Origin of the sequence: Pseudomonas sp. MCal1, assembly GCF_026341415.1 — a bacterium.
Taxonomy (GTDB): Bacteria; Pseudomonadota; Gammaproteobacteria; order Pseudomonadales; family Pseudomonadaceae; genus Aquipseudomonas.
On record NZ_JAKUMP010000009.1, the window covers coordinates 205,068 to 225,406 of the forward strand.

Consider the following 20,339-nt stretch of genomic DNA (forward strand, 5'->3'; position numbering starts at 1 on the left):
TCCTCGGGTCACCGCCAAACACCAATAGCCCTATTAACAATAAGGGTTGCTTGAGCGCATGGAGCACTTCTGCAACCGGCACAGGAAATTCTCCATGAACAGCCGTTTCAAGGCCTGGCGTCATCCGCTTATCGCTACCCTCCCGCTCTTGGCGGTCCTCGCCGGCTGCACCGGTGGCGACAGCGCCAAGCCGAAAACCCACGCCTTGGCCACCTACTCCAGTGCCACCTGGGAAGCATTGCCGGCAGTGTCCGACAGCGATCTGGTGGCCGGTTTCGGTTCCTGGCGCAGCGCCTGCACCCGGCTCAAGGCTGATCCGGTCTGGGGCGCGACCTGCGCGGCAGCCGCCAATGTGCCGCAAAGCGCCGGCGACATCCGCGCCTTCCTCAAGCAGAACCTCGACGTCTTCGGCCTGCGCGCCGAGAACGACAACCCCAACGGCCTGATCACCGGCTACTACGAACCGGTCTATCCCGGCAGCCTGACGCAGACCGCCACCGCCAACGTGCCGGTGTATGGCGTGCCCGAGGACATGATCATTGTGTCGCTGGACAGCATTTACCCGGAACTGAAAGGCAAGCGCCTGCGCGGCCGCCTCGAAGGTCGCGTGCTCAAGCCTTACGACGACGCGGCGACCATCGAAAGCCAGGGCGTCAAGGCGCCGGTCGTGGCTTGGCTGACCGACCCGATGAATCTGCAATTCCTGCAGATTCAGGGTTCGGGGCGGATTCAGACCGATGATGGCCGCCAACTGCGTATCGCCTACGCTGACCAGAACGGTCACCCGTACCGGCCGATCGGCCGCTGGCTGGTGGAACAGGGCGAGCTGAAAAAAGAAGAAGTGACCATGGGCGCAATCAGCGACTGGGCCAAGGCCAACCCGTCGCGCATTCCGGAACTGCTGGCGAGCAACCCGAGCTACGTGTTCTTTACCCGCAACCCGGACAGCAACGAAGGCCCGCGCGGCTCGCTGAATGTGCCGCTGACCGCCGGTTACAGCGCGGCAGTGGATCGCAAGGTGATTCCGCTGGGCAGCCTGTTGTGGCTGTCGACCACTCGCCCGGACGGCACGCCGCTGGTGCGCCCGGTGGCCGCGCAGGACACCGGCGGCGCGATTGCCGGCGAAGTTCGCGCGGATCTGTTCTGGGGCACCGGCGATGCCGCCGGACAACTGGCCGGCGACATGAAGCAGCAAGGGCAGATCTGGATGCTCTGGCCAAAAGGCGCGGCGCTGCCGCAAGTGCCGCAGGTGGCCGACAAGCCGTAGGCACAATGCAAAAGATCGCAGGCCTCGTCAGCCTGCGATCTTTCAGGGTTCAGACCGACACGAAGAAGAAACTGGCAATCAGCCCCATCCCGACGAACCACACCAGCGACCGCAGCATCGCCCAGTCCGCCAGATAGCAAATGATGTAGAGCAGGCGACTGGTGATGAACAGCACCGCCAGCACATTGACCGTTACCAGCTCCGCAGTGCCCACCAGGTGCGCGACGATCACCGCCGTCGCAAACGCCGGGGTCACTTCAAAACTGTTCAGTTGCGCCGCATGGGCACGGCGCGCCACGCCATCCACGCTGTCCAGAAAGTCCCGGGGATCATGATTGTCCCGCAGTCTGAAACCACCCGAGGCCTTGGCCACGACGGTGCACAGATAGGGCAGAAAGATCGCGATCAACACACACCACAGAGCCACCGTCATAACGCCGTCCTTCTTTCGAGTTTTAGAGTTGCCGGGCGGTCAGAGCTTCATCACCAGCATGCCGACCAGCACCAGCCCACAGGCTAAGAGCCGTGGCCGGCCGAAAGGTTCTTTCAGGTATCGCATGCCGAACAGCACCACCAGGATCACGCTGATTTCACGCAATGCCGCCGCTTCGGCAATCGAACCCAACTGCATCGCCCACAGCACCAGAGCGTAGCTGAACAACACGCAGAACCCGACCGCCAGACCCAGCCTCCATTGCTCGCGCCAGAACAGCCTGAACGCCGGACGTTTGGCCACCCACGCCAGCAACGGAAACGGCCAGGCACTGAGCAGTGTGACCCAGACCAGGTAATCCAGCGGATGCGACCAGCGCCGCAACGCCTGGCCATCGATGTAGGTGTAGCAGCCGATGCACAAGCCGATCAGCGCCACTACCGGCAGCATCGACCACGGCAGGTGTTTCCCGCCGCCGCCCTGCCAAAGCAGGCAGGCCATGCCCAGCGGGATCAACAGGATCCCGAAGATCTGCTGGGTGGTCAGCACTTCGCCGGCGAAGATCAGGGTCAGCGCCAGTACGACCAGCGGCGACAATCCGCGCATCAATGGATAGACCAGCCCCAGGTCGCCGACCCGATAGGCCTGGATCAACAGGTAGCGATAAAGCAGCTCGAACGCCGCCGACGCCAGAATCCACGGCCAGATCTCCGGCGGCGGCAGGCTGATGAAAGGGAATGCCAGCGCGACGAACAACAGTGCCACGGTGTCCATGCAGGCCACCACCAGCAGCCGCTCGGCACTGAATTTGATCAACGTATTCCACGCTGCGTGCAACAGCGCCGCCACCAACACCAGAGCTGTCGCCAGCACGTGCCACTCCTTGCTTCTTGTTATTGAGCCTGAGCCAATTAGTCAGATTATTGATTCGCGATGTGTCAGCAGCTGTTTATACTGCAAGCGACCACGCCGCACTCAGTTGCGCACAGACAAATTCCAATAATTCCTGCCTGTCCCGTTCTCGTCCGAGAGCGGTCGCCGGCCTGCGTATGCCTGATCAAAGCGTCAAGACTAACGACAGAGACCTTGCGCATGCCACTCGCCTTGCTTGCACTCGCTGTTGCCGCTTTCGGCATCGGCACCACTGAATTCGTCATCATGGGCCTGCTGCCCGATGTCGCCCGCGACCTCGCGGTGAGCATTCCCCACGCCGGCCTGTTGATCACCGGCTACGCCCTGGGCGTGGTATTCGGTGCGCCGATCCTGGCGATCGGCACCGCCAACATGCCGCGCAAGGCCACACTGCTGGGCATGACGCTGATGTTCATCCTCGGCAACGTGCTGTGCGCACTGGCGCCGAACTACGCGACACTGATGGCGGCGCGGGTGGTGACTGCGTTGTGCCACGGGGCGTTCTTCGGCATCGGTTCGGTGGTGGCCGCCGGGCTGGTCGCGCCGAACAAACGGGCGCAGGCAATTGCAATGATGTTCACCGGCCTGACCCTGGCCAACGTCCTCGGTGTACCGCTGGGCACTGCGCTCGGCCAGTACGCAGGCTGGCGCTCGACCTTCTGGGCGGTCTCGGTGATCGGTGTGATCGCCGCCCTCGCCCAGTGGCTGTGGTTGCCGAAACACATCCCGATGGACAAGGCCAACCTCGCCAGCGAATTCAAAGTGCTGGGCAAGGTCAACGTGTTGCTGGCGCTGGGCATGAGCGTGCTGGCCTCCACCAGCCTGTTCAGCGTGTTCACCTACATCGCGCCGATTCTGCAGGACATCACCGGCGTCAGCCCCCACGGCGTGACTGTGATGCTGTTGTTGTTCGGCGTCGGCCTGACCGGCGGCAGCATGCTCGGCGGTCGCCTGGCCGACAGTCGCCTGCTGCCGTCGCTGGTGGGTGTGGCGCTGGCGGTGGTGGTGATTCTGGCGGCGTTCAGCCAGACCAGTCGAGCGGTGGTTCCGGCGGCGGTCACGCTGGTGCTGTGGGGGATTTTTGCCTTCGCCCTGTGCCCGATCCTGCAACTGCTGATCATCGATCAGGCGCATGAAGCACCGAACCTCGGTTCGACCCTGAACCAGAGCGCGTTCAACCTCGGCAATGCCGCCGGCGCGTGGATCGGCGGGCTGGTGGTCGCCAGCGGTGCGGACCTGGCCGACTTGCCGTGGACCGGCGCGCTGGTGGGTGTGCTGACCGTGCTGACGGCGCTGTTTTTCATCTACCTGCAACGTCGGGGTGTCGCTGCGGTCAATGTGTCCGGCTGATTTCCCCGGGGACACCATTGTGTCCCCACCCGGCGTCAGCCCATCCAACCCTTGCGTCCATGAGCGGGCGCGCTGTCTTTCACCCCCCATCCAAAGGACTCCGGATGCTTGAACTCGTTGCCGCTTTCATCTGCCTGACCACCCTCCTCACCTTCGTCAATTTCCGTTTCATCGGCCTGCCCCCAACCATCGGCGTGATGGTGACTGCACTGATGTTTTCCCTGTTGCTGCAAGGCCTGAGCCTGCTCGGTTACCCCGGTCTCGAAGAGCGCGTACAGCAGCTGATCGGCCAGATCGACTTCGGCGATCTGCTGATGAACTGGATGCTCTCGTTCCTGCTGTTCGCCGGCGCCTTGCACGTCAACCTGAGCGACTTGCGCAGCTACCGCTGGCCCATTGGTCTGCTGGCGACCTTCGGCGTACTGATCGCCACTGCCGTGATCGGCAGCCTCGCCTATTACATTTTTGCCCTGTTCGGCTGGCACGTGAGCTTCCTCTACTGCCTGTTGTTCGGCGCACTGATTTCCCCGACCGACCCGATCGCGGTACTCGGCGTGCTGCGTACGGCCAACGCCTCGAAGCCGTTGAAAACCACCATCGTCGGCGAATCGCTGTTCAACGACGGCACCGCCGTGGTGGTGTTCACCGTGTTGCTGGGCATCGCGCAACTGGGCGAAACCCCGACCGTCGGCGCCACGGCCATGCTGTTTGCCCATGAGGCCATCGGTGGCGTGCTGTTCGGCGGGCTGATCGGTTATCTGGTGTACCTGATGATCAAGAGCATCGAGCAGCACCAGATCGAAGTCATGCTGACCCTGGCGCTGGTGATCGGCGGTTCGGCGATGGCCACCGAGCTGCACGTCTCGGCGCCGATTGCGATGGTGGTTGCCGGTTTGATCATCGGTAACCTCGGCCGCAACCTGGCGATGAACGACATGACGCGCAAATACCTCGACGGGTTCTGGGAATTGCTCGACGACATGCTCAACGCCCTGCTTTTCGCGCTGATCGGGATGGAGCTGTTGCTGCTGCCGTTCAACTGGCTGCACGTGGCGGCGGCGACTCTGCTGGCGCTGGCGATTCTGCTGTCGCGCCTGCTCACCGTGGCCCCGGCCATCGTCTTGCTACGGCGCTGGCGCACGGTGCCGCGCGGCACGATCCGGATCCTGACCTGGGGTGGTTTGCGCGGCGGTGTTTCGGTGGCACTGGCCCTGGCCCTGCCGCTGGGCCCGGAGCGCGATCTGCTGCTGAGCATCACCTACATCGTGGTGCTGTCGTCGATCCTGTTGCAGGGCCTGACCATCGGCAAACTGGTCAAGCATGCAACGCGCGACGAGCCGGCAACCGCTGCCGAGCTCGCGCACCACTGATCATTTTTTGATCTGCTGCGGATCGGGCTATTTGGCCTGATCCGCTTACTCTTTCGGCGCAGCCGTATCTTTTGGCGCAGCCGTATCTTTCGGCGCACCGCTTTCACTGCGGATCTGCGCATGACTGATCAGGGCGAAGATGAAACTGCCGCCGATGATGTTCCCCGCCAGGGTCGGCCCGGCAAACACCGCCCAGAAATCACTCCACGGCAGCTCGCCGGCAAACACCAGATAGGACACCTCCGCCGAACCCACCACGATGTGCGTGAAATCGCCCAGCGCCATGAGATAGGTGATGAGGATGATGATCCACATCTTCGCGCTCTCCATGGACGGAATCATCCAGACCATGGTGGCGATCATCCAGCCAGAAACGATGCCCTTGGCGAACATCTGACTCGCGTGGTTCTCCATGACCTTGCGGCCGATTTCGAGAAAGGCCTCGTCGGTCTTGCTGTCAAAGATCGGCAGTTCGAGCATCACGTACGCCACCAGAATCGTGCCGCACAGGTTGCCGAACAGCACGACAGTCCAGAGCCGGATCAATCGGCCGAAATTGCCGAACGTCGGTTTGGTCATCACCGGCAGCACGGCGGTCAGGGTGTTTTCGGTAAACAGTTGCTGGCGGGCGAGGATCACTGCGAGAAAGCCTGCGCAGTAGCCGAAGCTGGCGATCACCTTGAATTCGTCGCCCTCGGGCAGACGCGAATTGAGCAGGCCCATGCCCATCAGCGACAGGCCCATGGTCAGCCCGGCGGCCAGCGCCGACCACCACAGCGCGGCAATGCTGCGCTCCAGTTCCTGGTCGCCCTGTTTGCGGATGATTTCATGCAGAACCGCCGCGCGGGGCGGCTGGCTTTTCTCGACTTCGTGTTGTTCCTTGGCCGAGAGGTCGGGGGTCTTGCCGTCTGTTGGTGTGGTCATGGCGGGAAACCGGTGGCGGAGTCATAAGGCTACGACACGCGCCGCTCGGCTTCCGTTCGCCGGTCAGACGCGATTACTCGGTAACGGGCACGTCATCCTTGAACTGGTCTTTGACGTATCTGATTTCGGTCCGCCCGTGCGGCGCCGGCAGACCGTCTTCGCCGAGGTTGACGAAAACCATTTTCTCGACGGTCAGAATGCTTTTGCGGGTGATCTTGTTGCGCACTTCGCAGGTCAGGGTGATCGAGGTACGGCCGAACTCGGTGGCGGTGATGCCCAGTTCGATGATGTCGCCCTGGCGCGAAGCGCTGACGAAGTTGATTTCGGAAATGTACTTGGTCACCACACGCTGGTTGCCCAGTTGAACGATCGCGTAGATCGCCGCTTCTTCGTCGATCCAGCGCAGCAGGCTGCCGCCGAACAGGGTGCCGTTGGGGTTGAGGTCTTCGGGTTTTACCCACTTGCGGGTGTGGAAATTCATCTTCACTCCTGAGCGTCTTGCCGAATGATGGCGCCATCTTGGCAGACTGAGTGGTCATGCTCCATGAGGCTTCTACTATGGTCGCGATTGGCGATCTTCATCCGGCCGACAGAAACCCTTTGGAAGATCAGTCTAGACGGCTATAATCGCCCCCGTTTCAAAACGGTAACCTTCACTTGATACCGTTTTCCCGCCACCTGTCCGAGGGGCGCTGCAGCAGGTTCAACCTGTCAGGCTCGGATGGGGCGTTGGCCGGCTTGCGCCGGACACTAAACGCACAACGGCGCCCATTCGCATACATTACGAATGGAGGCTCTTCATGAGCGCTGTTATCACGCCTGCAGATTTTAACGATTACAAAGTTGCCGACATGTCCCTGGCTGCCTGGGGCCGTCGCGAAACCATCATCGCCGAGTCGGAAATGCCGGCCCTGATGGGTCTGCGCCGCAAGTACGCTTCCGAGCAGCCTTTGAAAGGCGCAAAAATCCTCGGCTGCATCCACATGACCATTCAGACCGCCGTGCTGATCGAAACCCTGGTTGCCCTGGGTGCCGAAGTGCGCTGGTCGTCCTGCAACATCTTCTCGACTCAGGATCAGGCCGCTGCTTCCATCGCCGCTGCCGGCATCCCGGTTTTCGCCTGGAAAGGCGAGACTGAAGAAGAGTACGAGTGGTGCCTGGAGCAAACCATCCTGAAGGATGGCCAGCCATGGGACGCCAACATGATCCTCGACGACGGCGGCGACCTGACCGAGCTGCTGCACAAGAAATACCCACAGGTTCTGGACCGCGTTCACGGCGTGACCGAAGAAACCACCACCGGCGTACACCGTCTGCTGGACATGCTGGCCAAGGGCGAGCTGAAAATCCCGGCGATCAACGTCAACGACTCGGTGACCAAGTCCAAGAACGACAACAAGTACGGCTGCCGTCACAGCCTGAACGACGCCATCAAGCGTGGCACCGACCACCTGCTGTCCGGCAAGCAAGCGCTGGTCATCGGTTACGGTGACGTGGGCAAAGGCTCGGCCCAGTCCCTGCGTCAGGAAGGCATGATCGTTAAAGTCTCCGAAGTCGACCCGATCTGCGCCATGCAAGCTTGCATGGACGGTTTCGAACTGGTTTCGCCGTTCATCGACGGTATCAACGACGGCAGCGAAGCCAGCATCGACAAAGCGCTGCTGGGCAAGATCGACCTGATCGTGACCACCACCGGTAACGTCAACGTTTGCGACGCAAACATGCTCAAAGCCCTGAAGAAGCGCGCCGTAGTCTGCAACATCGGTCACTTCGACAACGAAATCGACACCGCTTTCATGCGCAAGAACTGGGCATGGGAAGAAGTGAAGCCACAGGTACACAAGATCCACCGTACAGGCCCGGGCGCTTTCGACGCTCAGAACGACGACTACCTGATCCTGCTGGCCGAAGGCCGTCTGGTGAACCTGGGCAACGCCACCGGTCACCCAAGCCGCATCATGGACGGTTCGTTCGCCAACCAGGTTCTGGCGCAGATTTTCCTGTTCGGCCAGAAGTACGCCGACCTGTCGCCAGCCCAGAAAGCCGAGCGTCTGACCGTTGAAGTACTGCCGAAGAAACTCGACGAAGAAGTGGCCCTGGAAATGGTTCGCGGATTCGGCGGCGTGGTCACCCAACTGACCAAGCAACAGGCTGACTACATCGGCGTGACCGTCGAAGGCCCGTTCAAGCCGCACGCTTACCGCTACTAAGACAAGAGCAGCTGCGAGCTACAAGCTTCAAGCGGCAAGCAAGGTCAAAAGCCGGACTTGCCGTGCGAAGCTTGAGAGCTCTGCCCCTATTTCAAAACAGTTTCAGGCAGCAGGTTTCACGCACGAGAGATCAGCGCACCTCCGCTTCTTTCGCAGCGTGTAACTTGCCGCTCGTAACTGGAGGCTCCCTCCATGTCCCAAGAACGCCGCTACAGCTTCGAGTTCTTCCCGACCAAGACCGATGCTGGGCATGAAAAACTGCTCGCCACTGCCCGTCAGCTGGCCACCTACAACCCTGATTTCTTTTCCTGCACCTACGGCGCGGGCGGTTCGACCCGTGACCGCACGCTGAACACCGTGCTGCAGCTGGAAAGCGAAGTCAAAATCCCCGCCGCCCCGCACCTGTCGTGCGTCGGCGACAGCAAGGACGACCTGCGCGGCCTGCTGAACGAGTACAAGGCTGCCGGCATCAAGCGCATCGTCGCCCTGCGTGGCGACCTGCCGTCCGGCATGGGCATGACCAGCGGCGAGCTGCGTCACGCCAATGAACTGGTTGAATTCATTCGTGAAGAAACCGGCAATCATTTCCACATCGAAGTCGCCGCTTATCCGGAGATGCATCCGCAAGCGCGCAACTACGAAGACGATCTCGCCAACTTCGTGCGCAAGGCCCGCGCCGGCGCCGACAGCGCGATCACCCAGTATTTCTTCAACGCCGACAGTTACTTCTACTTCGTCGACCGTTTGCAGGCGCTGGGCGTGGACATCCCGGTCGTGCCGGGGATCATGCCAATCACCAACTACAGCAAACTCGCGCGCTTCTCCGATGCCTGCGGTGCGGAAATCCCGCGCTGGATCCGCAAGCAGCTGGAAGCCTACGGCGATGACAGCCAAAGCATTCAGCGCTTTGGCGAACAGGTCGTCACCGAGATGTGCGAACGCCTGCTGCAAGGCGGCGCGCCTGGCCTGCACTTCTATTCCATGAACCAGGCCGAACCGAGCCTGGCAATCTGGAACAACCTGAAGTTGCCGCGCTAAAAAGACGTAACCGCAGGACCAGGAGATCGCAGTTGCGACAGCGCTTTCAGCGTTTTCGCCGCTGCGATCTTTTGCTTTTAACGCCCGAAACAGAGCTTCTGCGGCCAGTTTCTGGCTCTTTGCCGTTTCTCGTCGTAATCTCAAGCCATGCCTTTGATCACGCAGTTATTCGCCGTGCTGGTTTTTGCTTGCCTGAGCTTTGCGGCTCGGGGCGAGAAGCTGCGTATCGTCACCGAACCGTGGGCGCCGTACGTCTATGAACAGGGCGGCAAGAACCTCGGACTGGACTACGAAACCACCGCCATTGTGTTCAAGCGCCTGGGCATCGAAGTCGAATGGCAGTTCCTGCCCTGGAAACGCTGCCTGTCGATGCTCGAAACCGGCCAGGCCGACGGCGCGCTGGACATCTTCCACAGCGACGAACGCGACGCCACCCTGCTTTACCCGAGCGAACCACTGTCGGACGTCGAGTTCGTGATGTTCTATGCCAACGACCGGCCGCACCCTTTTCACAGCCTTGAAGACCTCAAGGGCCTGACCGTCGGCACCTCGCCGGGCTATCTCTACAGCTCCGACTTTCGCGAATCGACCCTGTTCACCCGCGAGCCGGCCCCGACCCACGAAGCCAACTTCGGCAAACTGGTGCGCGGGCGTATCGACCTGCTGATCACGGATCGCCGGGTGGGCCAGCATTTGCTCGATGAGTTGGGCATTCGCGACAAAATTACCGAAAATCCGACCGTCATCAGCCGCCAGAGCCAGTTTCTGGCCGTGCGGCGCAATGCCGGGATGGATCTGCTGGTGCAGCGCTTCGGCGCCGAGCTCAAGCGTTTCAAGCGCGAACCGGCCTACGCCGAGCTCAGCGCCCGCTACGGCGCGGCCCCCGCCCTGGCGGCGCCGCTGGGCAACGCCACCGCCAGCGGCAAAACCGTTGAGCAGCAGGAAAGCGGCGCGCAGTGATTGCTCTGTTATACTCCGGCGTTCCCGCCAGGCTCACGCCCGGACGCCCGGAACCGTAACAGGCCTCCCGACCCGCTACAGCGCAGCTTCTCAGCCCGCGCGAGCACTCCGGACGTGCCTTCGGAACCGCAGCAGGACCGGACGGGATTGCGTCCTCTTAAACGCCATTCGCGCCAGGCAAGACTCCCATTGGGCCAAGCCCTAACTGAAACAGGATTACTCATGTCCTTTGCTTCCCTCGGTCTCTCCGAGGCTTTGGTCCGCGCTATCGAAGATGCGGGCTATACCGAGCCTACTCCGGTGCAACAGCGGGCCATCCCCGCCGTGTTGCAAGGTCGCGACCTGATGGTTGCGGCACAGACAGGTACCGGTAAAACCGGCGGTTTCGCCCTGCCGATCCTCGAGCGGCTGTTCCCCAACGGCCACCCGGACAAATCCCAGCGTCACGGCCCGCGCCAACCGCGCGTGCTGGTCCTGACCCCGACCCGCGAACTCGCGGCCCAGGTTCACGACAGCTTCAAGATCTACGCCCGTGACCTGAAATTCGTCAGCGCGTGCATCTTCGGCGGCGTCGGCATGAACCCGCAGGTTCAGGCCATGTCCCGCGGCGTGGACGTCCTCGTTGCCTGCCCGGGTCGTCTGCTTGACCTGTGCGGCCAGGGCAGCGTCGATCTGTCCCACGTTGAAATTCTCGTGCTCGACGAAGCCGACCGCATGCTCGACATGGGCTTCGTCCACGACGTGAAGAAAGTCCTCGCGCGCCTGCCGGCCAAACGCCAGAACCTGCTGTTCTCGGCGACCTTCTCCAAAGACATCACTGACCTTGCCGGCAAGCTGCTGCACAACCCGGAACGCATCGAAGTGACGCCGCCGAACACCACGGTCGAGCGCATCGAACAACGCGTCTTCCGTCTGCCAGCCAGCCACAAGCGTGCACTGCTGGCCCACCTGATCACCGCCGGCGCGTGGGAACAGGTGCTGGTGTTCACCCGCACCAAGCACGGCGCCAACCGTCTGGCCGAGTATCTGGACAAACACGGCCTGCCGGCTGTGGCGATCCACGGCAACAAGAGCCAGAACGCTCGCACCAAAGCCCTGGCCGACTTCAAGGCGAATCAGGTGCGCATCCTGGTAGCGACCGACATCGCGGCTCGCGGTCTGGACATCGACCAGTTGCCACACGTGGTCAACTACGAACTGCCGAACGTCGATGAGGACTACGTGCACCGCATCGGCCGTACCGGCCGTGCCGGCCGTTCGGGCGAGGCAATCTCGCTGGTCGCGCCGGACGAAGAAAAGCTGCTGAAAAGCATCGAACGCATGACCAAGCAGAAAATCGCCGACGGCGACCTGATGGGCTTCGATGCCAGCACCATCGAGGCCGAAAAGCCGGAAGCCCGTGAACGTCCGGACATGCGCAACCCGCGCAACGCCCGTGGCCCACGCGGCGACGGCCCGAATGGCGGCGGTGGCGGCGGCGGTCGTAAAGACAAAGGCAAAGACAAGGGCAAGGAAAAACCGGCCGGCGAACGCGGTGAGCGTGGCGAGCGTGGTGAACGTCCTGCCCGTCAACAAAAGCCGCGCGAAGGCACCCAGGCTCGCGAACAACGCCAGCCGAGCCAGCCGCCACGCATCCCGGCAGATCGCGCTCCGGATGAATTCCTCGACGACGATATCGATAATTTCGGCAACCGCGTTGACTACGTGCCGAAGCAGGCTCCGGCCGGTGGCCGTGGTCGCCGTCCTGGCGGTCAGGGCCAGGGCGCAGGTTCGGGCGCGCCACGCGGCGGTCAGTCGCAAGGTCGCCAGAGCGGCCCGCGCAACAGCAACGGTTCGAGCACCGGCACCCCGCCAGGCAAACGCAACGGCCCGCGCAATGGCGCCCCGCGTGACGGCCAGGGTCGTCGCGATGAAAACTCGCGCAACCGCCGCCCGGCCCGTGACGATCAGCAACGCGCTGAACCGGCCGTGCAGAACCCGCGCAGCAGCGGGCCGAAGATCATGCACAAGGAATCGAAAGCCGACCGCTTCCCGACGCCTGAGCAGCTGGATCAACTGCCAAGCCGCCCACGCGGTGAAAAACCGGCCTTGCTGACCCGCAATCGCTGAGTTTTCGACTGCTATGAAAAATGCCCCGGCCTGAAAACCGGGGCATTTTTTTGTGCGTCGCCGAGACGAGCGTTGCCGAAGGCAATAAAAAACGCCCCCGGTCGCAAGACCGCGGGCGTTTTTTATTGCCAGGCGAAAATTACTTCGCTTTGACACCTTCAAACGAGATGTACAGGTCGACGTTGTCGGACTGTGGACCCAGATCCATCATCTTGCCGAAATCAGAGCGCTTGATGCTGGTAGTGCCTTCGAAGCCGGCACGGTAGCCGCCCCATGGATCCTTGCCTTCACCCAGGAAAGTGGCCTTGACCACGATCGGCTTGGTCACGCCGTGCAGGGTCAGGTCGCCGGTGACGTCAGCCGTGTCTTTGCCAGCGGCGTTCTTGCCGGTGGATTTGACGCTGGTGGAAACGAACTTGGCGTCGGCGAATTTGCCCACATCCAGGAAGTCTTTGCTGGCGATGTGCTTGTCACGCTCGGCGTGGTTGGTGAACACGCTGGCGGTCTTCACGTCGAATTCGATCTTGCTGTCTTCAGGCTTGGCAGCGTCGAAGCTGAACTTGCCGCTGATGTCCTTGAAGGTACCCGTGATGTAGCTGTAGCCCAGGTGGCTGATCTTGAAGTCGACGAAGGCGTGCTGGCCTTCTTTATCAACCACGTAGTCAGCGGCCATCACGTTGGCGGACAGAACGGCAGAACCGATTGCCAGAGCGGCCAGAGTCTTTTTCAACATGCTTTGTTTTCCTTTGGAGTCGAGGTTGAACATCAGGCTTTGCGTCCCAGCATTCGTGTCAGGGTCGCATCACGATCGATAAAGTGGTGCTTCAATGCTGCCAACGCATGAAGGCCGGAAAAAATTACCAGCGCCCACGCCAGCCAGAGATGAATCACACCGGCGGTATCTGCCTGATCCGGTAGTCCGGAAACCAGTGCAGGAACTTCAAACAGGCCAAACACCGGGATCCCGACACCGTCTGCGGTGGAAATCAGGTAACCGGCAATCATCACGGCAAACAGACCGAAGTACAGAAATGCGTGGCCGAACTTCGCGCCGAGGCGCGTCATGCGGCTGTAGCTTTCCAGCGACGGCGGCGGCGGGCTGACAAAGCGCCACATCACCCGCAACACCATCACTCCCAGCAGCACCAGACCGATGCTCTTGTGCAGATCCGGCGCGTCTTTACGCCAGGTGCTGTAGTAATCCAGCCCCACCATCCACAAGCCCAGCGCAAACAGCCCGAAGACCGCCAGCGCCACACCCCAGTGCATGAAGATGCTGACCCAACCGTAGCGCGAAGAAGAGTTACGTAGCTGCATTGCCCAAATCCTGTGAGAACTGCGAACCAAGACTAGCGAGTTATCTATCGAATTAAAGCGGAAAATTTTGCTTTGAAATATCGAGAAATACGATCAAGAGTCTTGAACAGGGGAGTTAAGGAAAGATTAAAGACGATTTTGTATCGCGATGTCAGGCGCTGATTGAGCGAAATCTGCTGAGCTCGTAGGGGCCGGGCCATAGGAAAAAGCACCCTCTCTTGAGGGTCGATGACAAGAAAAAAAATCTTTCAGCCAAGCAATATGTATAGCAACTTGTGTGGTCCAGCTTGATTGAATGGGTGCTCGACAACTCGACTCAAAGGTGGAAAACATGGCTATTCGTTACACCCCGTTTCAAGCAAGTGGCTCATCCGTATTACCGCCCAATCAGACAATGTCGCCCGGGCAGTTTCTGACATCCGAGAACGGGCGATTCCGATTGATATTGCAAGCCGATGGCAATTTGTTAATCAAAGATGGCGAAGCTGTAGTCTGGATCGCAGATGCACATCAAGCTTACAGCTCGACTTTGCATAAAAAAAAGATGCGTGAGCCCCTGCAGTTTGTGATCAGCAATAACGGTTTTCTTTATGATGCTTCGAGAAAACGATTATGGATTGCCGAAAGTACACACAGCATCGACAAATCGCTTTGGTACAACACTTGTCTGGTCATGCAGAACGATGGAAATCTGGTGATATACGACCAGCGCACAGGAAGCGTACGTTGGGCGCGCTTCGGCTTCGTCCCTGGCCGCCTCCCGAAGCCAAAACCAAGATGGTTGAGAAAGCTCCCGAACGGGATAGAAATTTATGAATGGAAGCTTTCCTGAGGGTTTCTCTCACCACAGCCAAAAGCCCCTTTTTCAAGAACTTCTGAACAACGGTGGTGGATCGAGACAGTCGGGCTTATATGGATCTATCCGACACTTATGGGCCAACTCTGAATCATGGCCTTTAAGTATCATTCGACCATCTACACAGCCGGACAGTCCGACCCACATAACAATCAGAACCGCTGCTTTCATATCGCCCTCCAAATTTATTGAAGAACATAGAATCAAGCTGAAGTGCGCTCAATCGCTTCTTTCCTGTATTTCTGTGGGAAGTATCCGATACATCGCCGATGTATGTAGGACTGTAGTGCCCTTCAAAACCTGCCAAAGATTCAGGATATAAAAAAACGCGGCCATTGAGCCGCGTTTTTTTGAGCCTGAAGGTTACTGAGCCTTCGTATCAGTGGTTGCCGCCGGTTTGGCCGCTGGCTTCTTCGCCGGTTCAGCTTTTTTCGCTGCAGGTTTGGCTGCAGGTTTTTTCGTTTCGGTCTTGGCCGCCGGTTTCTTCGCTGCAGGCTTGGCTGGCGCTTTCTTCGCCGGCTCGGCCTTCACCGGAGCCGCTGGCTTCGGTGCTTCTACCGGGGCTGGCGCAGGCGCCGGGGTCGGTGCCGGCGCTGGAGCGGCTGGAGCAGGTGCCGGCTCTGGCGCTTTTACTGGCTCTGGCTTCTTGTCGTCGTCCGAACCACCGAACAGGTTGGTGAAGAAGTTGCCTTTCTTCGCTGCCGTGGCCGCACCCGCTGCACCTGCCGCCGCGGCTGCGGTGGCCGCTGCCGGGCCGACCTTGATCGGTTCGAAGGATTTGCCTGCCGCCAGGTCTTCAACCTGACTGGCCGCGCGCTGGCCGGTGCGCAGCGCGCCTTCCAGGGTGCCCGGGTACAAGGTGTCGGTGTGTTCGCCGGCAAACGCTACGCGTTGCAGTGGACGTTCCCACAGGCGCCAGAATTTGCTGATCTGGCCAGGACCGAAGGCCAGGTAAGAGCCGCCAGTCGACGGGTCAGTGCTGTAACGACGGATTTCATAGCCGGTGAACGAGCCACGGGCCTGTGGATAAAAGGCGTGAAGACGGATCAGTACCTGATCGACCATCTGCTTGTCGCCAAAGGCCTGCATGACGCGGGCGTTGTCGCCGGACAGGTTGATCACCACGTTGGCGCCGCCCTTCAGGGCTGGCTCGATCCACAACATGCCCAGGCCGGTGTTGCTGTAGATCTCGCCGGACATCCGCGCCTTGCTTTCCCACACCGGCGTCTTGAACTTCAACATGATCTGGTCGCGCCAGCCGTAGTTGGTGCCCTTGATCGCGGCCAGGTGCTGGGCATCCAGCGCCGGGGTCAGCTGGATCTTGTTGAGGGCGCGCAACGGCACCGCCAGCACGACGTAATCCGCCTGGTAGCCAACGCTGCCGACCTTGACGGTGACGCCATCCTTGTCCTGGGTGATGGCGGACACCGGCGAGTTGGTCTTGATGGTTTTCAGCTGTTTGACGAAGGCCTGGGCCAGCACCGGGCTGCCGCCGACCAGACGCGAAGCGCGCAGGTCACGGTCGGACACGCCGCGATACACCCGGCTCTGCTGCGCGAAATACAGCAGCGACAGACGCGAAGGCTCGTCGTAGTGGGTGCGGATATCCTGGTTGATCAGCTGACGCGCAGTGGCCGGCAGATTCTGCTTGTCGAGCCAGCTCGAGACGTTGATCTGGTCCAGGGCGTGCAGAGTGTTGGTCGCCGCCGGATTCTGCGGGTCGTCGATCGAGCGCGCCAGATCGTCACGGGTTTTCTCGTAGCGCTTGAGCGCTTCGGCCGTGGCCGGTTGTTTGGTGGTGAGGTCGGCGGCGGAGAAATACTCGCCGTCGATCAGGTAACCCGGAGTCCGCACGAATTCAGGGGCTGGCGTGGTGTTCAACTTGAAGGTCGACACGTACTTGTTCAGCACCGGTTGAGTCTTGTCGTTGCCGATCCACTCGCTGGTGGCCATGCCCGAGCGACCGCCCAGGCTCGGTTTGGCTTCGAGCAGCGTGACTTGCCAGCCCTTGTTCTGCAGTTCGTAAGCCGCCGTCAGGCCCGACAGGCCGCCGCCGATCACGATTGCGGTTTTATCCTTGGCCAGCGCCGTAACGCTAAACAGCCCCAACACCACTAGCGCACAGGCGCGCAGCCAACCGACAGACATTCAGCGAACTCCGGAAAAACACGTAGGAAAATGCAGTTTTGCGGGTCATACGACCCAAAGAATCGCGAAGAATACGTCAGCCATCAAAACGCCGCCAGCGACGTCTATCGGCCCGTACAAAGTAGCTCAATCGACACAATGGGTTGTTCCGGCGCGATGCATTGCATAGGCTTGCGCGATTGTTTGCCCGCGCCTGACGCGAGCCGCCTCGAGGAGACTGAATATGGGCCTGAACAACCAGTGGATGCAACGCGATCTCGCGGTGCTGTGGCATCCCTGCACCCAGATGAAAGACCACGAACAGCTGCCGCTGATCCCGATCAAGCGCGGTGAAGGTGTCTGGCTGGAAGACTTCGAAGGCAAGCGTTATCTGGATGCGGTCAGCTCCTGGTGGGTCAACGTGTTCGGCCACGCCAACCCGCGCATCAATCAGCGCATCAAGGATCAGGTCGATCAGCTGGAGCACGTGATTCTGGCCGGTTTCAGCCATCAGCCGGTGATCGAACTGTCCGAGCGTCTGGTGAAGATGACGCCGGAAGGCCTGAACCGGGTGTTCTACGCCGATAACGGTTCGTCCTGCATCGAAGTCGCGCTGAAAATGAGCTTTCACTACTGGCTCAACCGCGGCCAGCCGAACAAGAAGCGCTTCGTCACCCTGACCAACAGCTACCACGGCGAAACCATGGCGGCGATGTCGGTCGGCGACGTGCCGCTGTTCACCGAGACCTACAAAGCGTTGCTGATGGACACCCTCAAGGTGCCGAGCCCCGATTGCTACCTGCGTCCGCAGGGCATGAGCTGGGAAGAACACTCGCGCAACATGTTCGCGGCCATGGAGCAGACGCTGGCGGAAAATCATGACAGCGTCGCGGCCGTGATCGTCGAGCCGCTGATCCAGGGCGCCGGCGGCATGCGCATGTATCACCCGGTCTATCTCAAGCTGCTGCGCGAGGCTTGCGACCGTTACGGCGTGCACCTGATCCACGACGAAATCGCCGTCGGTTTCGGTCGCACCGGGACGATGTTCGCCTGCGAACAGGCCGGCATCCGACCGGACTTCCTCTGCCTGTCGAAAGCCCTCACCGGTGGTTATCTGCCGTTGGCGGCGTGCCTGACCACCGACGAGGTTTACGGCGCGTTCTACGACGACTACCCGACCCTGCGCGCCTTCCTGCATTCGCACAGCTATACCGGCAACCCGCTCGCCTGCGCGGCGGCGCTGGCGACCCTGGACATTTTCGAGCAGGACAACGTGATCGAGCGCAACCGGGCGTTGGCTCAACGCATGGCCTCGGCGACGGCGCATCTGGTGGATCATCCGAATGTCTCGGAAGTCCGTCAGACCGGCATGGTCCTGTCCATCGAGATGGTCAAGGACAAAGCCACGAAAGAGGCTTATCCGTGGCAGGAACGCCGCGGCCTGAAGGTGTTCCAGCATGCGCTGGAGCGTGGCGCATTGCTGCGTCCGCTGGGCAGCGTGGTGTATTTCCTGCCGCCGTACGTAATCACCCCGGAGCAGATCGACTTCCTTGCCGAAGTCGCCAGCGAAGGCATCGACATCGCCACCCGCGAGAATGTCAGCGTGGCGGTACCGAAGGATTTCCATCCCGGGTTCCGTGATCCGGGTTGATTCGGCTTACTTGAGATTTGCAGTGCCTGGACTGCCTCTTTCGCGAGCAAGCTCGCTCCCACAGCGAAATGCATTCTAAATGTGGGAGCGAGCTTGCTCGCGAATGAAGTCGACTCCGATCCAACTGATTCACATCTTTTCAGAGAACCACCATGAGACTGTCCCGCTTCTTTATCGACGCCCCGCTGAGCACCGGCGAACACGAACTGCCGGAAGCCCAGGCGCATTACATCAGCCGCGTGCTGCGCATGGCCGAGGGCGATGCGGTGCAGTTGTTCGACGGTTCCGGCCACGAGTTTCGCGGATCGCTGGTGGAAGTCGGCAAGAAACGCGTGGTGGTGCAGATCGACGAGCAGTTCGCAGGTCAGGTCGAATCGCCGTTGCAAATCCACCTCGGCCAGGGCCTGTCACGGGGCGAGCGGATGGACTGGGCGATCCAGAAAGCCACCGAACTGGGCGTGACCGAAATCACCCCGATCTTCAGCGAGCGCTGCGAAGTCCGCCTCAAGGACGAACGCGCCGACAAACGCCTGCTGCACTGGCGTCAGGTGGCAATCAGCGCTTGCGAGCAATGCGGTCGTTCACGAGTGCCGGTAATTCACCCACCGGTGCTGCTCACCGACTGGCTGAAGCAGACCGAAGCCGAGCTGAAACTGGTACTGCACCCGGTCGCCGAGCCGCTGGTGAGCCACGCCAAACCATCGACCCTGGCGTTCCTGATCGGCCCCGAAGGCGGCTTGTCCGACGCCGAAGTCGAGCAGGCCAAGGCCAACGGTTTCCACGCCGCCCGCCTCGGTCCGCGCGTGCTGCGCACCGAGACCGCGCCAGTTGTGGCGCTGGCGGTGGCGCAGCAACTGTGGGGTGATTTCTAACCCGTCACTGCACCGGATCACTGATCGGTCTGGCAATGATTGCCTTGAGTTCGCTGGTCATCGGGAACTCAAGGTTCAAGCCTTTGGGCGGGATCGGCTGTTCGAACCACTTGCGGTAGATCCCGTTGATCTCCCCCGAGCTGTACAGGTCGGCCAACACACCGTTGACCAGTGCAAGGAACTGCGGATCATCCTTGCGCACCATGCAGCTGTAGATTTCCCGCGACTGCTCCTCCCCCACCACGACCCAGTTGTGCGGGTCGCGCGCCTTGGCCCGTTCGCCGTAGAGCAACGCATCGTCCATGTAGAACGCCGCCGCGCGCCCCGATTGCAGCATCTGGAACGCCTCGCCGTGATCCTTGGCACTGATCACGAACATGTTCAATTTGTGATCGAGGTTGTAGCTCTTCAGATAGCGTTCGTTGGTGGTGCCGGCGGTGGTCACCACGTTCTTGCCGCGCAGGTCATCGAAGCTGTGGATTGCGCTGTCCTTTGCGGTCAACAACTGGCCTTTGACGTAGATGAAACCGTAGGAGAACGCGACCTGCTTCTGCCGTTCGGCCGTCACTCCGGTGGAGCCGCATTCAAGGTCGACCGTGCCGTTCTGCACCAACGGAATCCGCGTCTGCGAGGTCACCAGGTTGTACTTCACCTTCAGCTCCGGCAGCGCCAACTGCTGTTTGATGCGCTCGACGATCCTGTCCGCCAGTTCCACCGAATACCCCATTGGCTGCCCGGTGTGATCGCCCACATACGAGAACGGCACCGACGCATCGCGATAACCCAGGGTGATGCTGTTGGCGCTGGCAATCTTGCCGAGCGTACCGGTCAGCGGCACTTCATTGGCCTGTGCCTGGGCGCCGATGAACAGCGCCAGTGTGCAGCCGAGCAACGTGATTTTTTGCATTGTTATTCTCCGTTGTGGGTGGGGTGTTTTAGCAGA

Annotated in this window: 18 protein-coding genes and 1 riboswitch; of the genes, 10 read left to right on the forward strand and 8 right to left on the reverse strand. The window is 60.8% G+C overall.

Going from position 1 to position 20,339, the window contains the following annotated elements; genetic code table 11:
• Positions 1–94 precede the first annotated feature (94 nt).
• Positions 95–1,267: a murein transglycosylase A gene (locus tag MKZ87_RS16735; RefSeq protein ID WP_085702886.1), complete on the forward strand. Its 1,173-nt coding sequence runs from the start codon at positions 95–97 to the stop codon at positions 1,265–1,267.
• A 49-nt stretch (positions 1,268–1,316) separates the two neighbouring features.
• Here the strand turns inward: MKZ87_RS16735 and MKZ87_RS16740 are convergent, their stop codons facing one another.
• Together MKZ87_RS16740 and MKZ87_RS16745 are read right to left on the reverse strand one after the other, a co-directional pair.
• Positions 1,317–1,700, reverse strand: a complete 384-nt coding sequence (locus MKZ87_RS16740; RefSeq protein WP_085697817.1) for an MAPEG family protein — start codon at positions 1,698–1,700, stop codon at positions 1,317–1,319.
• Between the two features lie 39 nt (positions 1,701–1,739).
• Complete coding sequence (locus MKZ87_RS16745) at positions 1,740–2,573, reverse strand: EamA family transporter (RefSeq protein WP_085697818.1); 834 nt, start codon at positions 2,571–2,573, stop codon at positions 1,740–1,742.
• A gap of 219 nt (positions 2,574–2,792) precedes the next feature.
• On the opposite strand from MKZ87_RS16745, the gene MKZ87_RS16750 reads away from it, so the two are divergent.
• Both MKZ87_RS16750 and MKZ87_RS16755 read left to right on the forward strand, forming a co-directional pair.
• The gene (locus MKZ87_RS16750; protein ID WP_085702887.1) at positions 2,793–3,962 is read left to right on the forward strand and encodes an MFS transporter; all 1,170 of its coding nucleotides are present in this window, start codon (positions 2,793–2,795) and stop codon (positions 3,960–3,962) included.
• A gap of 104 nt (positions 3,963–4,066) precedes the next feature.
• Positions 4,067–5,332 carry a cation:proton antiporter gene (locus MKZ87_RS16755; protein WP_085697820.1) on the forward strand — a complete coding sequence of 422 codons (1,266 nt, stop codon included), beginning with the start codon at positions 4,067–4,069 and terminating at the stop codon, positions 5,330–5,332.
• 45 nt (positions 5,333–5,377) lie between these two features.
• On the opposite strand, the gene MKZ87_RS16760 is transcribed toward MKZ87_RS16755, so the two are convergent.
• Together MKZ87_RS16760 and MKZ87_RS16765 are read right to left on the reverse strand one after the other, a co-directional pair.
• Positions 5,378–6,256 carry a formate/nitrite transporter family protein gene (locus MKZ87_RS16760; protein WP_085702888.1) on the reverse strand — a complete coding sequence of 293 codons (879 nt, stop codon included), beginning with the start codon at positions 6,254–6,256 and terminating at the stop codon, positions 5,378–5,380.
• Positions 6,257–6,329: 73 nt separating this feature from the next.
• Positions 6,330–6,737 carry an acyl-CoA thioesterase gene (locus tag MKZ87_RS16765; RefSeq protein WP_011336338.1) on the reverse strand — a complete coding sequence of 136 codons (408 nt, stop codon included), beginning with the start codon at positions 6,735–6,737 and terminating at the stop codon, positions 6,330–6,332.
• Positions 6,738–6,934: 197 nt separating this feature from the next.
• Positions 6,935–7,033, forward strand: a riboswitch (S-adenosyl-L-homocysteine riboswitch).
• Between the two features lie 23 nt (positions 7,034–7,056).
• On the opposite strand from MKZ87_RS16765, the gene ahcY reads away from it, so the two are divergent.
• The 4 genes from ahcY to MKZ87_RS16785 all read left to right on the forward strand — a co-directional run bounded on the left by ahcY (position 7,057) and on the right by MKZ87_RS16785 (position 12,573).
• Complete coding sequence (gene ahcY, locus MKZ87_RS16770) at positions 7,057–8,466, forward strand: adenosylhomocysteinase (RefSeq protein ID WP_234206085.1); 1,410 nt, start codon at positions 7,057–7,059, stop codon at positions 8,464–8,466.
• A 192-nt stretch (positions 8,467–8,658) separates the two neighbouring features.
• Positions 8,659–9,504 (forward strand): methylenetetrahydrofolate reductase [NAD(P)H], encoded by an 846-nt coding sequence (gene metF / locus MKZ87_RS16775; protein WP_085697823.1) that lies wholly within the window; start codon positions 8,659–8,661, stop codon positions 9,502–9,504.
• 147 nt (positions 9,505–9,651) lie between these two features.
• Positions 9,652–10,464, forward strand: a complete 813-nt coding sequence (locus tag MKZ87_RS16780; RefSeq protein ID WP_085697824.1) for a substrate-binding periplasmic protein — start codon at positions 9,652–9,654, stop codon at positions 10,462–10,464.
• Positions 10,465–10,686: 222 nt separating this feature from the next.
• Positions 10,687–12,573 (forward strand): DEAD/DEAH box helicase, encoded by a 1,887-nt coding sequence (locus MKZ87_RS16785; RefSeq protein WP_085702890.1) that lies wholly within the window; start codon positions 10,687–10,689, stop codon positions 12,571–12,573.
• A gap of 139 nt (positions 12,574–12,712) precedes the next feature.
• Here MKZ87_RS16785 and MKZ87_RS16790 read toward each other — a convergent pair whose 3' ends face one another.
• Both MKZ87_RS16790 and MKZ87_RS16795 read right to left on the reverse strand, forming a co-directional pair.
• Positions 12,713–13,306, reverse strand: a complete 594-nt coding sequence (locus tag MKZ87_RS16790) for a YceI family protein (RefSeq protein WP_085697911.1) — start codon at positions 13,304–13,306, stop codon at positions 12,713–12,715.
• Positions 13,307–13,338: 32 nt separating this feature from the next.
• On the reverse strand, positions 13,339–13,890 hold the full coding sequence (locus MKZ87_RS16795) for a cytochrome b (protein WP_085697826.1): 552 nt from the start codon (positions 13,888–13,890) through the stop codon (positions 13,339–13,341).
• 331 nt (positions 13,891–14,221) lie between these two features.
• On the opposite strand from MKZ87_RS16795, the gene MKZ87_RS16800 reads away from it, so the two are divergent.
• Positions 14,222–14,722, forward strand: coding sequence for a hypothetical protein (locus MKZ87_RS16800; protein WP_234206088.1), 501 nt, complete (start codon positions 14,222–14,224; stop codon positions 14,720–14,722).
• A gap of 387 nt (positions 14,723–15,109) precedes the next feature.
• On the opposite strand, the gene MKZ87_RS16805 is transcribed toward MKZ87_RS16800, so the two are convergent.
• Positions 15,110–16,894, reverse strand: coding sequence for a flavin monoamine oxidase family protein (locus MKZ87_RS16805; protein WP_085702891.1), 1,785 nt, complete (start codon positions 16,892–16,894; stop codon positions 15,110–15,112).
• Between the two features lie 223 nt (positions 16,895–17,117).
• Between MKZ87_RS16805 and MKZ87_RS16810 the strand changes: the two genes are divergently transcribed.
• Together MKZ87_RS16810 and MKZ87_RS16815 are read left to right on the forward strand one after the other, a co-directional pair.
• A complete protein-coding gene (locus tag MKZ87_RS16810) occupies positions 17,118–18,524 on the forward strand; it encodes an adenosylmethionine--8-amino-7-oxononanoate transaminase (protein ID WP_085702892.1) in 1,407 nt (468 codons plus the stop codon).
• 152 nt (positions 18,525–18,676) lie between these two features.
• The gene (locus MKZ87_RS16815) at positions 18,677–19,396 is read left to right on the forward strand and encodes a 16S rRNA (uracil(1498)-N(3))-methyltransferase (protein ID WP_085702893.1); all 720 of its coding nucleotides are present in this window, start codon (positions 18,677–18,679) and stop codon (positions 19,394–19,396) included.
• A 4-nt stretch (positions 19,397–19,400) separates the two neighbouring features.
• Here the strand turns inward: MKZ87_RS16815 and MKZ87_RS16820 are convergent, their stop codons facing one another.
• On the reverse strand, positions 19,401–20,303 hold the full coding sequence (locus tag MKZ87_RS16820) for a transporter substrate-binding domain-containing protein (protein WP_085702894.1): 903 nt from the start codon (positions 20,301–20,303) through the stop codon (positions 19,401–19,403).
• Positions 20,304–20,339: the final 36 nt, after the last annotated feature.

What these genes read in the sequence shown, in the direction of transcription:
- MKZ87_RS16810 (WP_085702892.1), top strand. Translation starts at nt 17,118, where the DNA reads ATGGGCCTGAACAACCAGTGGATGCAACGCGATCTCGCGGTGCTGTGG.
- MKZ87_RS16795 (WP_085697826.1), bottom strand. Translation starts at nt 13,890, where the DNA reads ATGCAGCTACGTAACTCTTCTTCGCGCTACGGTTGGGTCAGCATCTTC.
- MKZ87_RS16765 (WP_011336338.1), bottom strand. Translation starts at nt 6,737, where the DNA reads ATGAATTTCCACACCCGCAAGTGGGTAAAACCCGAAGACCTCAACCCC.
- MKZ87_RS16815 (WP_085702893.1), top strand. Translation starts at nt 18,677, where the DNA reads ATGAGACTGTCCCGCTTCTTTATCGACGCCCCGCTGAGCACCGGCGAA.
- MKZ87_RS16790 (WP_085697911.1), bottom strand. Translation starts at nt 13,306, where the DNA reads ATGTTGAAAAAGACTCTGGCCGCTCTGGCAATCGGTTCTGCCGTTCTG.
- ahcY (WP_234206085.1), top strand. Translation starts at nt 7,057, where the DNA reads ATGAGCGCTGTTATCACGCCTGCAGATTTTAACGATTACAAAGTTGCC.
- MKZ87_RS16785 (WP_085702890.1), top strand. Translation starts at nt 10,687, where the DNA reads ATGTCCTTTGCTTCCCTCGGTCTCTCCGAGGCTTTGGTCCGCGCTATC.
- MKZ87_RS16755 (WP_085697820.1), top strand. Translation starts at nt 4,067, where the DNA reads ATGCTTGAACTCGTTGCCGCTTTCATCTGCCTGACCACCCTCCTCACC.
- MKZ87_RS16800 (WP_234206088.1), top strand. Translation starts at nt 14,222, where the DNA reads ATGGCTATTCGTTACACCCCGTTTCAAGCAAGTGGCTCATCCGTATTA.
- MKZ87_RS16760 (WP_085702888.1), bottom strand. Translation starts at nt 6,256, where the DNA reads ATGACCACACCAACAGACGGCAAGACCCCCGACCTCTCGGCCAAGGAA.
- MKZ87_RS16805 (WP_085702891.1), bottom strand. Translation starts at nt 16,894, where the DNA reads ATGTCTGTCGGTTGGCTGCGCGCCTGTGCGCTAGTGGTGTTGGGGCTG.
- MKZ87_RS16750 (WP_085702887.1), top strand. Translation starts at nt 2,793, where the DNA reads ATGCCACTCGCCTTGCTTGCACTCGCTGTTGCCGCTTTCGGCATCGGC.
- MKZ87_RS16820 (WP_085702894.1), bottom strand. Translation starts at nt 20,303, where the DNA reads ATGCAAAAAATCACGTTGCTCGGCTGCACACTGGCGCTGTTCATCGGC.
- MKZ87_RS16740 (WP_085697817.1), bottom strand. Translation starts at nt 1,700, where the DNA reads ATGACGGTGGCTCTGTGGTGTGTGTTGATCGCGATCTTTCTGCCCTAT.
- MKZ87_RS16735 (WP_085702886.1), top strand. Translation starts at nt 95, where the DNA reads ATGAACAGCCGTTTCAAGGCCTGGCGTCATCCGCTTATCGCTACCCTC.
- metF (WP_085697823.1), top strand. Translation starts at nt 8,659, where the DNA reads ATGTCCCAAGAACGCCGCTACAGCTTCGAGTTCTTCCCGACCAAGACC.
- MKZ87_RS16780 (WP_085697824.1), top strand. Translation starts at nt 9,652, where the DNA reads ATGCCTTTGATCACGCAGTTATTCGCCGTGCTGGTTTTTGCTTGCCTG.